Below are 12,319 nucleotides of genomic sequence, written 5' to 3' on the forward strand. Positions count from 1 at the left end.
ATCGCCCATGCCAGCCACCCCCCTAAAACGTCCCCTACAGTGGTCAATCGAGGATTACCACCAAATCGTCAACACCGGCATCCTCGCCCAACGGCGTGTCGAAGCCGGAGAAATCCTGGAAATGGCTCCTGAATCCGCCGATCACACCTATAGCTGGGGGTCTCTCGTCACTCGCCTCAGTCAGATGCTTGGCGATCGCGCCCTAGTGCGTCCCCCCGCACCGATTACCCTAAGTCAGTCGGAACCCGAACCCGACATCGCCATTGTCACCGGAACCTGGGAACGCTACATCGATCGCCATCCCAGCGCCGATGATATTTTCTGGCTCATCGAAATATCCCGCCCCACTCTAGCATTTGATCGCACCGTCAAAGCCCCTCTCTACGCCGCTGAAGGCATCGCCGAATACTGGATTATCAACCTCAAGGAACGACAACTCGAACGCGATCGCCAACCGAGTCCAACACATTACCGCGATCGCCAAGTTCTCAACGGTGGCGCGATCGCCCCCCTAGCCTTCCCAGACTGTATCCTAGAGGTGCGATCGCTGTTTCCTTAGTGCCGGCACTGGTGTCTTAGAAGGTGATCGTTTAGAAGGGTGGCAATGCATGAGGTATAATCGATGAAATGTCCCCATTGCCAGAGTGAACAGACCGTGAAAAACGGCAGCGCCATCCGTAGCGGCCAACGCCAACAGCGCTACAAGTGTCGTAATTGTGGCAAACGGTTCAATGAGCGCACCGGCACACCGATGGCACGCTTACGCACCGCCCCGGAACTGGTAGCTAACGATTCTCTATCAGATGTAAAAGGAATCACCACATTGTTAAGTGACCAACTCATCCGCAGCCATCAAAACATCTGCATACAGTTGGCTACTAATGCGGAAATTTGCTTGTTGCATTAAACTATCCATAATAGGCTGAACTTGCGTAATTATTTTTTGGCGCTTTGCTAAGAGAAGAATTCCTAAAACTCCAGTAATCTTTACCCCAAACTCTCTGGCAGTTTGTCTACCCAACCGTTCATCAATAATTAAGCGGGCTGCTTTCATTTCGATCGCCAGTGCAATGGCTTCAGCCTCTCCCACATTGACACGGGTTTTTAAATCATTAACTAACCTTTGATTTTGTACGGATTGAATATCCAGCCAAGTTGCCGATCGCACTGCTGTAATCACAGTTTCCCCCGCCCTGGGATCCAATAATTCCTCATGCACCGCACAGGGAATTAAAACTCTACCATAAAGCTGAGGCATTAGGCTAAGTTGCTCGACCTTTGCTAAATTGGAAATGGGTGAAGTGTTGCTGACAACAATCATGGCCACTCCGTTTCCTCTAAGGTTTTGAGGTCTTCCTGAAACTCATCACTATCATAATGGACGCAAATACCACGCTCAGAAATCAGTTTTTGAAACTGCATCCGATGCAGACCCACTAACTCACTGGCTTTGCCTAAACTGATTTTATCTTGCTGAAACAACATCAGCACAATTTCCAACAATAGCTCATTTTCAGAAAAGCCACTGGCCTTTACTAGGTCATCGGAAATCACTAAACTCATAGTAAACTCTCCTAAGCTGAAATCTCCTGCTTAAATCTTAGCAGCCGGGGGAGCGATCGCCCTCCAATTGCGGATGCCATCTCGGCTAGACTCAGAAACCTTCTCTGATGGATTTCTATATGGTCACAGAGGGTCAGAAGGTTTTTCTGCACTTCAAGCCTTGCGATACAATAGAAATGCAACCCTACCCACTTTTTGAAATCCATGACAACCCACACTTCACTAGAAGAACGCATGGCAGCAGTGGAAGCAGCCATTACTCAAATTCAACAACAGATTGCCCCTCCGAAATCGAGCAACTGGTTAGAGCAAATTAGCGGTTCTTTTAAGGATGAACCAGCTTTTGAAGAGATCCTCGCATTAGGGGAAGCCATTCGCCGAGGCGATGAGTCTGTATTAAACGCACCAGAAATGGAATGAGATATTTATTAGATACAGATCACCTAAGCATTCTTCAACGTCAATCTGGGGCAGATTATCACAATCTGATGGCACGAATGGCTCAATATCCCCTCTCTGATTTTGCCATTTCAATTATCACAATTCAGGAACAAATGCTGGGCTGTCATGCCTATATTAACCGCGCTCGTTATCCCAATGAATTGGTTAAGGGCTATGAGATAATGGTAAGGCTAGTAGCTGATTTTCAGCGATTACCCCTTCTCTCTTTTGATGCGATCGCAGCCCAAACCTTAGAACAGTTGAACTCCCAACGGATTCAACTGGCTCAGATGGATGCGAGAATTGCAGCGATCGCACTTTCTCGGGAACTGATTTTGTTAACCCGTAATCATCGAGACTTTAGCAAAGTGACAGGATTAGCAATAGAAGATTGGACAATTTGAAGTGGGGGAAAGCAGAAACCTGGGTTCTTTTAGGGATTCTCTATCCTAACAGAGATTTTGAAACTGCATCCGATGTAGCCCCAATAACTCACTGGCTTTCCCCAAACTGATTTGATCTTGCTGAAACAACATCAGCACAATTTCCAACAATAGCTCATTTTCATAAAAAGCCACTCGCCTTTACTAGGTCATCGGAAATTACTAAACTCATGGGTAACTCTCCTAGGCTGAAATCTCCTGCTTAAATCTTACCAGCCGGGGGAGCGACGCGGAATACAGAAACCGGGTTTCTCTGATGGGATTCTGCATCTTTACGAAGATTTCCCTAAAAACCCGGTTTCTCGGCACAACCCGATCGCCTGAGCATAAAATAGAGTGACTTGACTTTTATCTATATGAATGAAACTGTTTACATCGAAACCAGTATTTTAGGGTATCTCACCGCTAGATCGACCAAAAACTTGATTATCGCTGCCAACATGGAGATTACAAGGGACTGGTGGGAACTACGCCGGAATGCTTTCACTCTCTATACATCAGAAGCCATTTTAGACGAAGTGGCACAAGGAGATCCAGCGATCGCCGCCCAACGATTAGAGATTTTAAGGGATTTTCCTTTGCTGGCTTTGAATCAAGCGGTAGAAGGTTTGGCAGCACAATTTTTAGCCCAAAGCAATTTGCCCCCTAAAGCCAAGATAGACGCGATCCACATCGCTGCCGCCACTGTTCACGGCATGGATTATTTGTTAACATGGAACTGCAAGCATATCGCCAATGCCCAGATTCAAGGAAAACTCGCCGAAATTAGTCTCGATTATGGCTATGTTTTGCCTGTTCTCTGTACGCCAAACGAACTCATGGGAGATTAGTCTATGTGGAAAGATGAAATTGTCGAAGAAATCCACCAAATTCGCGAAGCATATGCCAAGTCTTTCAACTACGATTTAAATGCCATTTTTGAAGACCTCCGCAAAAAGCAAGCAGAAAGCGGCAGAGAAGTTGTTACGTTATCGCGCCAACCCGGTGTAAAAACCCGTTGGAGTGGAGGATATTTGGGTGGATAAACAAAGAAACCCAGCCACAAATCAACTTAGCCGAGACTCAGAAACCGGGTTTCTTTTAGTGATTCTGCATTTTTACCAAGATTTAACTATAAACCCGGTTTCTCGGCAAAAGTAAGCGCGATCGATTACCAGAAATGAAACCATCAGTCTTGAAGTTCAGGAACCCGATCGGTTTCATATTGTTCAATTAAAACACCGAGAATATCCATCAGTGAAGCCAAGGGATGGGCTTCATTTTCTCCCACCTCATCAATTAATTGATCGAGCCAGTCAACCAAATATTGATAACTAGCTTCATCGCGGGGAATGACTAATTTAGTTGCTAGGGGCTGCCACAATTTTTGAGTTTCATCAATGCTCAACATTTTTACTCTCTCCATTTTCCTTGATCATACTCTGCATGGGTCAAAACTGCCCGAATATAAAGTTTTTGTCGATTATAGTGAATTGCGGCTATTAACCGGACTTTGTTCCCACCAATATTAAACACTGTGAGATTATCAACTTGGTCAGCACTGGGAAACTCGCTACGAAGTTCAACAAAGGAATTAAATTTTCCTGATTTCACCAGTTGATACCAACGGGCCAATGCGCTTTCTGTGTCCGGGTACTTGGCTGCAAATTCATCTTCGTCGTTTGCGTGTGATAACGTGCATAATGAAACTTCGGGATATTACCTAATTATATCATTGGTGTGAATGTCTGCCCTCCTTAAATTCCCTCGCCAAAGAACGAAAAAGGCGATCGCATAGACTCAGAAACCGGGTTTATTTCAGGGTTTCTGCATCCTCACCAAGATTTTGCTAGAAGGTTTCTCTGCATAAGTAAAAGCGATCGCCTTTAATCTTCTATTACTTCCATTACAACGCCACCACTCGTGTTTCAGCTTGTCTGAAAGACTTCGGTTTGACTACGATTTCCACATCCCGACCCAACGCATTTAAAAAACGAAACAACCGAGTAGTGGAAAACCCCGATAGCTTCCCATTCACTAATGCCGACACTTTAGGCTGGTCAATTCCTAACATTTCTGCCGCCTCAGTTTGAGTCATATTTTGGTCGGCGATAATACCACTAATTCTCCGGGCAAGTTCTGCCTTGACCAGTAATTCATCAGAATTTTCTAACTCTAAATCTGCGAAGACATTGCCACTGCCTGCTTGTACTTTAATGGGTTCATTCATATTTTTCCTACTGATTGATGTAATTTTCGCTCGTAATGTTCTTTGGCACGTTTAAGCCTTGCCTCGATTAGCTCAATATCCTGCTTAGGCGTTGCAATTGCTTTTTTTGACTTCTTCTGAAAAGCGTGTAGGACATAGACCACACCAGCTAACTTGAAAGTATAAACCGCTCGATAAGTGTCTCCGTCAAAATCTTCGACAACTTCAAGCACCCCAGCCCCATTAAAGCCTTTGAGTGGTTTCGCAGACGGGTGCTTTTCACCGCATTGAGCTAGATATAGCGCATAACCAACACCTTGCCGAACCTCCTCCGGGAACTCCTTTAAATCCTCAAGAGAACTGCCAACCCACTCAACTGGTTTTAGTAATTCACTCATGCTTCAATTATGCTAGTTTTGGCACATCATGTCAATCCCTGAATCCTGCTAGACTGAACTTAAGGAATTTATTAAGCTAAGTTTATGAAAATTAAAGCCATTATTCATCCAGCCGAAGAAGGGGGTTATTGGGCAGAAGTTCCAGCCCTTCCCGGTTGCATTACCGAAGGCGATACCTGGGAAGAGGTTACGCATAATTTACAAGACGCCGTTGAAGGGTGGCTGAGTCTTGCTAATAATAACTTGAAGAAAACAGAGGCAACAGACGAAATTGTGGAAGCGCGAAGCATGACCGTAATAAATTACTGTTTTTAATTAATCGCATATCTGCGGTCATGCTTCGCCCCTACTCGAAAAAAAATCAAAATTGTGGAGAAGAAAGGCTGGATTTTACAGAGAATTACCGGAAGCCACTAGATTTACGAGAATCCCCAAGAACAAAAAATTCTCTCTATTCCGGTTCATAGTAATCAGGACTTAAAAATTGGCACTTTAAAGGCATTAATGAAAATCGCCAATCTCACAGAGGATGACTTGTGAAAAAAACGCGAATGGCACGCAGAAACCGGGTTTATTTCAGGGATTCTGCATCTTTACCAAGATTTCCCTAGAAGGTTTCTGGGTACAGAGCGATCGCCCTTATGTCATAATGGAGAAAAGTCAGGATACTTCAAGGAGTCTTATGGCGATCGCCGAACTAGATCGTATTATCATCAACCCAGCGGTGTGCCTTGGACAACCAACAATCCGGGGAATGCTGCTTACGGTAGAATTTGTCCTGAAGCTACTCGCTAGTCAGTTATCGGTTTAACAAATTTTAGACTCGTATCCAGAGTTGGAGGAAGAAGACATTCGTCAGGCTCTCAATTATGCAGCCTGGGCGGTATCCGATCGGATTGTTAGCTTGACTTCAGTATGAGTCCTCTGCGTTTAATTGCCGACGTTCATATTTCTCCTTTGACAGTTGCGGATTTAAAGGCACAGGGCTACGATTACGCACTACAGATTTATTACCTGCGACTGCTGGTGATGCGGAGATTTTGGAACTTGCGAGAGTACAAGGTAGGGTTGTTTTAACCCAAGACCTAGATTTTTCCATGCTGGTAGCTCTCAGCAATTATGGACTGCCCAGTTTGATAACATTACGGTTGTCTTCTGTAAAACCCGATTTGGTTACACAAAAACTCCTAGATGTTTTACCGAATGTGAAAACAGAACTGACAGAAGGTGCGGCGGTGACAATTAATGATGATTCTGTGCGTATTCGTAAGCTGCCAATTCGATGAAGTCATGTCTAACAATTCTCTTATAGCGGGCTGAAAGGATCTGCAAATGCTAAGGACTGAGAATATTTGCCGCTGCATAGACTCAGAAACCGGGTTTATTTCAGGGTTTCTGCATCCTCACCAAGATTTTGCTAGAAGGTTTCTCTGCATAAGTAAAAGCGATCGCCACATCATTAAGTAATCGACTCATCCACCGCCATCAAAACATCCTCATAGAGTAGTAGTTAGGGGTCTGAAACCAACCCCAACACCACCATCTTTAACTGCTGTTGGGTTTCACTGCGTTTCACCCAACCTACAAAGTTGAGAGCGATCGCCCAGGGTGACAGATGCCATATCACTTACTCTAACCAGGCTTCTACCGGAGTTTCTGCATCCCCACAGAGATTTTGCCCAAAAATCGGTTTCCGAGGTACAATCGCTGTAAACCGAAACTCTCAACCCTACTTTTCCAGGCAATATAACCATGAACAGTCAAGAAATCACTGCCATATTTGATGGTCAATCCTTGAAATTAGAGTCGCCCTTAAACCTAGAAGTAGGAACAAGAGTGAAAATTACCGTAGAAACCCTATCGCCCCCTAAATACACCCCCAAGACCTTTCTACAAACAGCCCAGTCCTTAAAGTTACAAGGCGCTCCAGATTGGTCCGAGAATATTGACCAGTATCTGGCTGACCATGAATGAAGTCTTCTTAGATACCTCTTTTGCCATTGCTTAATCTTCCATTACAGACCAACATCATGGTAAAGCCGTTGAATTAGCCACTCAACTAGAAACTCATCAAACCGGGCTAGTAACGACTGATGCTATTTTATTGGAAATTGGGAATGCCTTGTCTAAATCAAAATATAGAAGGGCAGCCATTCAACTCTTGGAATCCCTAGAAAGCGATGCGAATGTTAAAATTATCCCTTTAACTAAAGACTTATATTTGGCGGCTTTTCGGTTGTTTAAACAACGCCCTGATCAAGAATGGGGGTTAGTAGATTGTGTGTCATTTATTGTAATGCAAAATCGAGGGATAACGGACGCACTAACCGCTGATGCTCATTTTCAATAAGCAGGATTTCGAGCGTTACTCAAACTCTAGTACCTCTTTTTAGCAGCCGGGGGAGCGATCGCGCCTGAGACTCAGAAACCGGGTTACTTTCAGGGTTTCTATATCTTGACTAAGATTTGACTAGAAACCCGGTTTCTCTGCATAAGTAAGAGCGATCGCGCCTTGCGGATATATTACCTACACTCAGAAAGCTTCTGTCAGAGTCTCTTAGTTTGGGATAACTTCAAAAGCCTCTTTATCATATAGTCGATCAACATAAAAATCACTATCTAATGTAAAGATTCGCTTAATTTTTTGACTTTCTGCCACAGCCACCAGAGAAGCATCTGCTAAATCCATCGGGATATCTTGATATTTTTCCATCAAAACTTTCATCCGTTGACATTCTGCTTCATTTGCTGTATGAATATCCAAGGCTTTTCTATTGATAAACTCCCATAAAATTGCCTGTGCTGACCAACCTCGCAATTCTGATAAGAAGTACATCGCTTCCGTAAAACAAGGCCAGGTTGTTAAAAGAGAACCCGTCAGTGTTTTGTAAGTTTGAACGCCGCATTTAACATGGGCTTCTCCCTGACCTTTGTCAATCAGAGCAATGAGAGGACCAGTGTCAACTAAAATCATGGTCGTTGCAGTCCTTGTTTAGATAATTTTGTGGCAATCTGTTCGCCAAAATCAGTTGACTGAAACTGATGTAATGGTTCAGCTTGACTATCAATAGCCCCAATTAAATCGCCGATTTTTTCAGATAAAGGTTCGGCTTCAGACTGGGGCAGATCAAGTTGAGACAAAATCCAATTTTCAGGAGTTAAACCTTGTTTTTCGGCAACGGCTAAAAGAGCTTGGTAAGTGTGTTCAGATAGGGTAATGGTATGTGATGACATAATTTGACTCAGTTTGCTTGCTCCTATGTTAACACCGCTCAATGTTAATGTGTCACGGCAGATTTGGGTTATTCCCATCATTTGTGGGAGAGGTTAACACACCCTACATAGCCTTAAATATTAGCAGCCTGGGGAGCGATCGCTGCTAGTTGCGGATACCATATCGCCTGAGACTCAGAAACCGGGTTTCTTTTAGGGATTCTGCATCTTTACTAATATTTCCCTAGAAACCGGGTTTCTCGGCACAAGTAAAAGCGATCGCCTGAGCATAAAGATGAGAAATAAAACGTTGTAACTAATAGTTTTTGGGGAACACCCTCCTCTTGAAATTCAGAAAAATGCTCCTACTTCCTCAAACTCAATTAACCACCAATCATCATGGCGTCTCCCGTGGCATAATAGTTTTATTTTAACCAGTGAAGTAGGGGTTACTGCCCCATTGGGGAGGATGGAATAACATACTATGACGATGATCCGCGAGGTGAAAATCCGAGGCTTCAAGTCCATTTACTCCGCCACCCTAGAACTCGGCAGAGTGAATTGCTTCATCGGTGCTAATGGATCGGGCAAAAGTAACCTCCTAGAAGCCCTGGGAGTCTTAGGAGCCGCAGCCAATGGGGTGGTTGATGATGAAAGCCTGCTGCGTCGTGGGGTGCGGGCGGGCTTACCCAGGCTGTATAAAAGCTCCTTTGCGAGCGATCGCACTCCTGCCCATATTGCCATTGAGGTCACCGGCTCGGGTAACGAAGCGTATCGCGTTTCTTTGCTTAACCCCCTGGATTCCCCGGAACCCGCTTGGTCGTATAAAACCGAAGTCCTCAGTGACGGCTATGAGGAAATCCTTTCTGATGGAATTCGCAACAAGAAAAACCTCAACCCCAAAGCTGGTTTGGCTGCCTTGCAGTTGGTGGATATAGACCCCAAGAATCCGGCGGCTCAACTGATGCAGCGCCTCCAGGAATTTGCCATTTACTGCCCTAACACTCCCACTCTGCGTGGCATTGTCCCGGACCAACAATCGCGCCTCCCCCTGGGTGTGAGCGGTGGACTACTCGCCGAAGGGTTTGCCACCCTGCGCCAACATTTAGAGGGTAGAGGGGAAGAGGGTGAGGAGATTCTCGAGCAAGTGCTAGAGTTGATTGACTGGGTGGCTGATATCCAAACCACCAGCTATGGAACGAATCTGCTCTCACCCAAGGTGCCTCGGACTAAGCTCCTCCTGAAATTCAGCGATCGCTTTATGAACCAAAGCCGCAATGAACTCACCGCCTACGATGCCAGCGAAGGCTCACTTTATGTCATTTTGGCGGCGGTGCTGTGCCTCTTACCCCAAGCTCCCCGACTGCTGGCGATCGACAATCTGGATCAAGCCCTGAATCCCCGGCTGCTGGCACGGCTGATTTCCCGTCTTTCGGGCTGGCTTCAGGATAATGAGAGCGATCGCCAACTCCTGTTTACCGCCCATAATCCCGCCGCCCTTGATGGTCTGAATTTACTTGATTCTGAGGTGCGCCTATTTGTGGTAGAGCGCAATAGCAACGGTCAAACCTGTATCCGTCGCCTCACACTCACCCCTGAACTCACTCAACTGAACCAGCAATATCCCCTATCACGCCTCTGGGTCATGGGGCATCTAGGAGCGCTACCCAATGTCTGATCCGTTAAAAATTGCCCTAGTAGCCGAAGGGCCAACGGATTTTGAAGTGATTCAAGCTGCCCTCAAAGCCGTGTTACCCCATCCATTTATCATCACGCTCCTGCAACCGGAAGCGACTCAACCACAAATGGGAGGCGGTTGGGGCGGTGTGCTGAAATGGTGTCACGCGGCGCAACAGAGGTATAATGGCTCACTGGATACTGACCCCACTTTGAGTGGCTTTGACTTGCTGATCATTCATGTAGATGTGGATGTATCGACTTTTCAATATGACAACTGTGGAGCAGGGGTGACAGAACTAGCGCAGCAGAACAACTGGGGAACTCTCCCCTGCTCTGAGACCTGTCCTCCCGTAGCCGATACGGTGGCTGCTCTAATGAGCGTGATTCAAAGCTGGTTAGGACAAGCTACACCAGGCGATCGGACACTGTTTTGCCTGCCTGCCCAGTCCTCCGGCACTTGGTTAGCCGCAGCGGTACTCGCTCCAGGGCATACCCTCCTAGCCAAGGGCGAGTGCGATGTCAACCTAGAGAATAGACTGGCAAACCTACCCAAGGGAAAGCGCATCAAGAAAAACAAGCGAGATTACCAAGCCCATGCGCCACACATTACCCAGCATTGGACAAAAGTCAAAGGACTTTGTACCCTTGCCGCCAATTTTGAGCAGACTGTATTAACTGTAGTCCGTTCCCTGTAGTAGGGGCTTGGTGCTTTTTCTCTAGATCTGTCAAGGTGTATTTGTAGGGAAACAATGCGATCGCCTGAAAAGGGTGATCAGGCAAAACCCCTACATTCGGTCAGTCAGAAACCCTGTTTTTCTTATCAATCTGTTCGGCAAAATCAGTTGAATGAACTTGATGATGAGGTTCCATTTGACTATTGATCGCCCCAATTAAGTCTCCGATTTTTTCAGATAACGGGTCGCTATCCCCTCACCTAAACGATTACACTAATCTATCCCCGGGATAATCGTCGCGTCCCCATCGGGGAGGCTTTCGCCGATGTTCTCCGGACCGATGAAGGGCAATTGCTCCTCCAGTCGGCTGGTTTAATTCCCCTCTGGGAAATTGCTCCCCTCCATCGGCGAATCAACCTGCCACATTTCAACCGCACATCACTTTTCCTGGGAGCAAACCGCTGTGTCATCAGGACGGGTGATGGAAAAGGCATCAAATTCACCCAACTCAAATTCACCTGTGACCGTCAGTTGATCCTCTACACTGATATGGCTTGCTGTAGAGTCCCCACAAAGCTCCCAGGCATCAACCCGGACGGAGCGATCGCCTGTATTCAACCGAAAGCCATCTTCCCACACCCTCTCCACTGTTCCGGTAAAAGAATTGTCTTGTTGCGCGTGAGCATTGGATATCACACTGACAGCGATCAAACCACTTAACGTTATCAATGCCGCTTTCCATAATTTCATTGTGATCATCCTCCATTTTTTATGTTGGTTAGGGTTGAACATCAAACGCCATTCCTTCCTGACGGCGTTGCTTGAGGGCAACACCTGAAAGCAAATAACCGTTCCAGCCGGTTCAGCCTGTTTCGGTGAACTAAACTTATTGTACTTGAATCGTAAGAGAACCGTAAGAAAAGGGTAAGAAAGCTCTTACGATGCCATGTCTGGGGCTTCGCTCTGCCGTGATTCTTTTGTCTTAGGGTATTCCCACAAATAAATCATCCATATCCGATGCGATCGCACCTAACAAAACACTCTGACTCCGCGCAGGCCTGTCCTGAGCCCGCGCAGGACAGGCTTTGTCCGTGTAGCCCCAGGCTTGAGCCTGTGGGGTTTTTGGCGGTTTTATTTGTTGGAGTTCCCTTAGCCCATCTGACTAGGGTTTTAGTTGGGAAAGGTGACTGTAAAGGTTGTGCCATGACCAAGTTGGCTCTGGACTGCGATCGCCCCTTGGTGGCGGTGGACAATTTCCTGGGCGATCGCCAGTCCTAACCCCGTACCCCCCATTGTGCGAGAACGTGACTTGTCTACTCGATAAAAGCGCTCAAATAGATGGGGCAAATGCTCTGGCGAGATACCTATTCCGGTATCACCCACCCTGATCTCAATACAATGTTCTTGAACCACTGCGGTTAAATTGACCTCGCCCTGAGCGGAAGTATATTTCACCGCATTGTCCAACAGATTCAGAAACAGACGAATCAGATGGTCTGGACTACCTTGAATCTGAAGATTGGGGACGATGTGAGTTGAGAACTGAAGTTGCTGGAGATCGGCTAACGGTTGAATCTGCAACGGTTGAATCTGCTCGGCGATCGCCGCTAACAAGTCACTCAGATCAATGAGTTCTAAATGCACATCTTGATGACGCGGCTCAAGCCGAGAGAGGAGTTGAGTAGGTTGGGTGGAGTTACGAAACCCAACACCACTGTC

Annotated in this window: 24 protein-coding genes and 2 pseudogenes; 15 read left to right on the forward strand and 11 right to left on the reverse strand. The window is 46.2% G+C overall.

The window, feature by feature from the left end; all coding sequences use genetic code 11:
• The first annotated feature begins 7 nt into the window (after positions 1–7).
• Entirely contained in the window at positions 8–559 is a 552-nt protein-coding gene (locus B9T16_RS06145) for a Uma2 family endonuclease (RefSeq protein ID WP_410244322.1), read from the forward strand.
• Between the two features lie 63 nt (positions 560–622).
• The gene (locus B9T16_RS06150; protein WP_071941059.1) at positions 623–907 is read left to right on the forward strand and encodes an IS1 family transposase; all 285 of its coding nucleotides are present in this window, start codon (positions 623–625) and stop codon (positions 905–907) included.
• Here the strand turns inward: B9T16_RS06150 and B9T16_RS06155 are convergent.
• Both B9T16_RS06155 and B9T16_RS06160 read right to left on the reverse strand, forming a co-directional pair.
• Positions 827–1,321: a DUF3368 domain-containing protein gene (locus tag B9T16_RS06155; protein WP_410244323.1), complete on the reverse strand. Its 495-nt coding sequence runs from the start codon at positions 1,319–1,321 to the stop codon at positions 827–829. The genes B9T16_RS06150 and B9T16_RS06155 overlap by 81 nt on opposite strands.
• Positions 1,318–1,563, reverse strand: a complete 246-nt coding sequence (locus B9T16_RS06160) for a UPF0175 family protein (RefSeq protein ID WP_014274172.1) — start codon at positions 1,561–1,563, stop codon at positions 1,318–1,320. The genes B9T16_RS06155 and B9T16_RS06160 overlap by 4 nt, the downstream gene beginning before the upstream one ends.
• 204 nt (positions 1,564–1,767) lie before the next feature.
• On the opposite strand from B9T16_RS06160, the gene B9T16_RS06165 reads away from it, so the two are divergent.
• Positions 1,768–1,983 carry a hypothetical protein gene (locus B9T16_RS06165; protein WP_006618642.1) on the forward strand — a complete coding sequence of 72 codons (216 nt, stop codon included), beginning with the start codon at positions 1,768–1,770 and terminating at the stop codon, positions 1,981–1,983.
• Entirely contained in the window at positions 1,980–2,408 is a 429-nt protein-coding gene (locus B9T16_RS06170) for a type II toxin-antitoxin system VapC family toxin (RefSeq protein ID WP_006618643.1), read from the forward strand. The genes B9T16_RS06165 and B9T16_RS06170 overlap by 4 nt, the downstream gene beginning before the upstream one ends.
• A gap of 51 nt (positions 2,409–2,459) precedes the next feature.
• On the opposite strand, the pseudogene B9T16_RS06175 reads toward B9T16_RS06170, so the two are convergent.
• Positions 2,460–2,619 (reverse strand): annotated as a pseudogene (locus B9T16_RS06175) (UPF0175 family protein); the annotation flags it as partial.
• Between the two features lie 184 nt (positions 2,620–2,803).
• Between B9T16_RS06175 and B9T16_RS06180 the strand changes: the two are divergent.
• From B9T16_RS06180 to B9T16_RS06190, 3 genes are read left to right on the forward strand one after another with little or no spacing between them, the layout of a single operon-like run.
• Positions 2,804–3,277, forward strand: a complete 474-nt coding sequence (locus B9T16_RS06180) for a type II toxin-antitoxin system VapC family toxin (RefSeq protein ID WP_006618645.1) — start codon at positions 2,804–2,806, stop codon at positions 3,275–3,277.
• 3 nt (positions 3,278–3,280) lie between these two features.
• Positions 3,281–3,472 carry a hypothetical protein gene (locus B9T16_RS06185; RefSeq protein ID WP_006618646.1) on the forward strand — a complete coding sequence of 64 codons (192 nt, stop codon included), beginning with the start codon at positions 3,281–3,283 and terminating at the stop codon, positions 3,470–3,472.
• Positions 3,465–3,587, forward strand: coding sequence for a hypothetical protein (locus B9T16_RS06190; protein ID WP_286131432.1), 123 nt, complete (start codon positions 3,465–3,467; stop codon positions 3,585–3,587). The genes B9T16_RS06185 and B9T16_RS06190 overlap by 8 nt, the downstream gene beginning before the upstream one ends.
• A 28-nt stretch (positions 3,588–3,615) precedes the next feature.
• Here B9T16_RS06190 and B9T16_RS06195 read toward each other — a convergent pair whose 3' ends face one another.
• The 4 genes from B9T16_RS06195 to B9T16_RS06210 form a co-directional block, all read right to left on the reverse strand.
• Entirely contained in the window at positions 3,616–3,837 is a 222-nt protein-coding gene (locus B9T16_RS06195) for a hypothetical protein (RefSeq protein ID WP_006618647.1), read from the reverse strand.
• Between the two features lie 2 nt (positions 3,838–3,839).
• Positions 3,840–4,040 carry a type II toxin-antitoxin system HigB family toxin gene (locus B9T16_RS06200; protein WP_231852070.1) on the reverse strand — a complete coding sequence of 67 codons (201 nt, stop codon included), beginning with the start codon at positions 4,038–4,040 and terminating at the stop codon, positions 3,840–3,842.
• A 292-nt stretch (positions 4,041–4,332) separates the two neighbouring features.
• Positions 4,333–4,656: a helix-turn-helix domain-containing protein gene (locus B9T16_RS06205; RefSeq protein WP_006618649.1), complete on the reverse strand. Its 324-nt coding sequence runs from the start codon at positions 4,654–4,656 to the stop codon at positions 4,333–4,335.
• Entirely contained in the window at positions 4,653–5,033 is a 381-nt protein-coding gene (locus B9T16_RS06210; protein ID WP_006618650.1) for a type II toxin-antitoxin system RelE/ParE family toxin, read from the reverse strand. Before B9T16_RS06210 ends, B9T16_RS06205 begins: the two co-directional genes overlap by 4 nt.
• A gap of 84 nt (positions 5,034–5,117) precedes the next feature.
• Here B9T16_RS06210 and B9T16_RS06215 point away from each other — a divergent pair, with 84 nt between their 5' ends.
• From B9T16_RS06215 to B9T16_RS06240, 6 genes and pseudogenes are all read left to right on the forward strand, one after another.
• The gene (locus tag B9T16_RS06215; protein WP_006618651.1) at positions 5,118–5,348 is read left to right on the forward strand and encodes a type II toxin-antitoxin system HicB family antitoxin; all 231 of its coding nucleotides are present in this window, start codon (positions 5,118–5,120) and stop codon (positions 5,346–5,348) included.
• A gap of 102 nt (positions 5,349–5,450) precedes the next feature.
• On the forward strand, positions 5,451–5,573 hold the full coding sequence (locus B9T16_RS06220) for a type II toxin-antitoxin system HicA family toxin (RefSeq protein WP_286131439.1): 123 nt from the start codon (positions 5,451–5,453) through the stop codon (positions 5,571–5,573).
• A pseudogene (locus tag B9T16_RS06225) lies at positions 5,563–5,952 on the forward strand (DUF433 domain-containing protein). Before B9T16_RS06220 ends, B9T16_RS06225 begins: the two are co-directional and overlap by 11 nt.
• 121 nt (positions 5,953–6,073) lie before the next feature.
• The gene (locus B9T16_RS06230) at positions 6,074–6,319 is read left to right on the forward strand and encodes a DUF5615 family PIN-like protein (protein ID WP_014274176.1); all 246 of its coding nucleotides are present in this window, start codon (positions 6,074–6,076) and stop codon (positions 6,317–6,319) included.
• A gap of 466 nt (positions 6,320–6,785) precedes the next feature.
• Positions 6,786–7,007: a hypothetical protein gene (locus B9T16_RS06235; RefSeq protein WP_006618654.1), complete on the forward strand. Its 222-nt coding sequence runs from the start codon at positions 6,786–6,788 to the stop codon at positions 7,005–7,007.
• A gap of 40 nt (positions 7,008–7,047) precedes the next feature.
• Positions 7,048–7,383, forward strand: a complete 336-nt coding sequence (locus B9T16_RS06240) for a type II toxin-antitoxin system VapC family toxin (RefSeq protein ID WP_071941061.1) — start codon at positions 7,048–7,050, stop codon at positions 7,381–7,383.
• Positions 7,384–7,590: 207 nt separating this feature from the next.
• Here B9T16_RS06240 and B9T16_RS06245 read toward each other — a convergent pair whose 3' ends face one another.
• Both B9T16_RS06245 and B9T16_RS06250 read right to left on the reverse strand, forming a co-directional pair.
• The gene (locus tag B9T16_RS06245; RefSeq protein WP_006618656.1) at positions 7,591–8,007 is read right to left on the reverse strand and encodes a type II toxin-antitoxin system VapC family toxin; all 417 of its coding nucleotides are present in this window, start codon (positions 8,005–8,007) and stop codon (positions 7,591–7,593) included.
• On the reverse strand, positions 8,004–8,267 hold the full coding sequence (locus tag B9T16_RS06250; RefSeq protein ID WP_006618657.1) for a hypothetical protein: 264 nt from the start codon (positions 8,265–8,267) through the stop codon (positions 8,004–8,006). The genes B9T16_RS06245 and B9T16_RS06250 overlap by 4 nt, the downstream gene beginning before the upstream one ends.
• A gap of 463 nt (positions 8,268–8,730) precedes the next feature.
• Between B9T16_RS06250 and B9T16_RS06255 the strand changes: the two genes are divergently transcribed.
• A complete protein-coding gene (locus B9T16_RS06255; RefSeq protein WP_081471127.1) occupies positions 8,731–9,924 on the forward strand; it encodes an AAA family ATPase in 1,194 nt (397 codons plus the stop codon).
• Positions 9,917–10,621, forward strand: a complete 705-nt coding sequence (locus B9T16_RS06260; protein ID WP_006618659.1) for a hypothetical protein — start codon at positions 9,917–9,919, stop codon at positions 10,619–10,621. Before B9T16_RS06255 ends, B9T16_RS06260 begins: the two co-directional genes overlap by 8 nt.
• A 417-nt stretch (positions 10,622–11,038) precedes the next feature.
• Here B9T16_RS06260 and B9T16_RS06265 read toward each other — a convergent pair whose 3' ends face one another.
• Both B9T16_RS06265 and B9T16_RS06270 read right to left on the reverse strand, forming a co-directional pair.
• Positions 11,039–11,350 (reverse strand): hypothetical protein, encoded by a 312-nt coding sequence (locus B9T16_RS06265; RefSeq protein ID WP_014274177.1) that lies wholly within the window; start codon positions 11,348–11,350, stop codon positions 11,039–11,041.
• Positions 11,351–11,770: 420 nt separating this feature from the next.
• On the reverse strand, positions 11,771–12,244 hold the full coding sequence (locus B9T16_RS06270; RefSeq protein WP_006618662.1) for a sensor histidine kinase: 474 nt from the start codon (positions 12,242–12,244) through the stop codon (positions 11,771–11,773).
• Between the last annotated feature and the right edge of the window lie 75 nt (positions 12,245–12,319).

Origin of the sequence: Arthrospira sp. PCC 8006, from assembly GCF_046480465.1 — a bacterium.
In the GTDB taxonomy this organism is placed as follows: domain Bacteria; phylum Cyanobacteriota; class Cyanobacteriia; order Cyanobacteriales; family Microcoleaceae; genus Limnospira; species Limnospira platensis.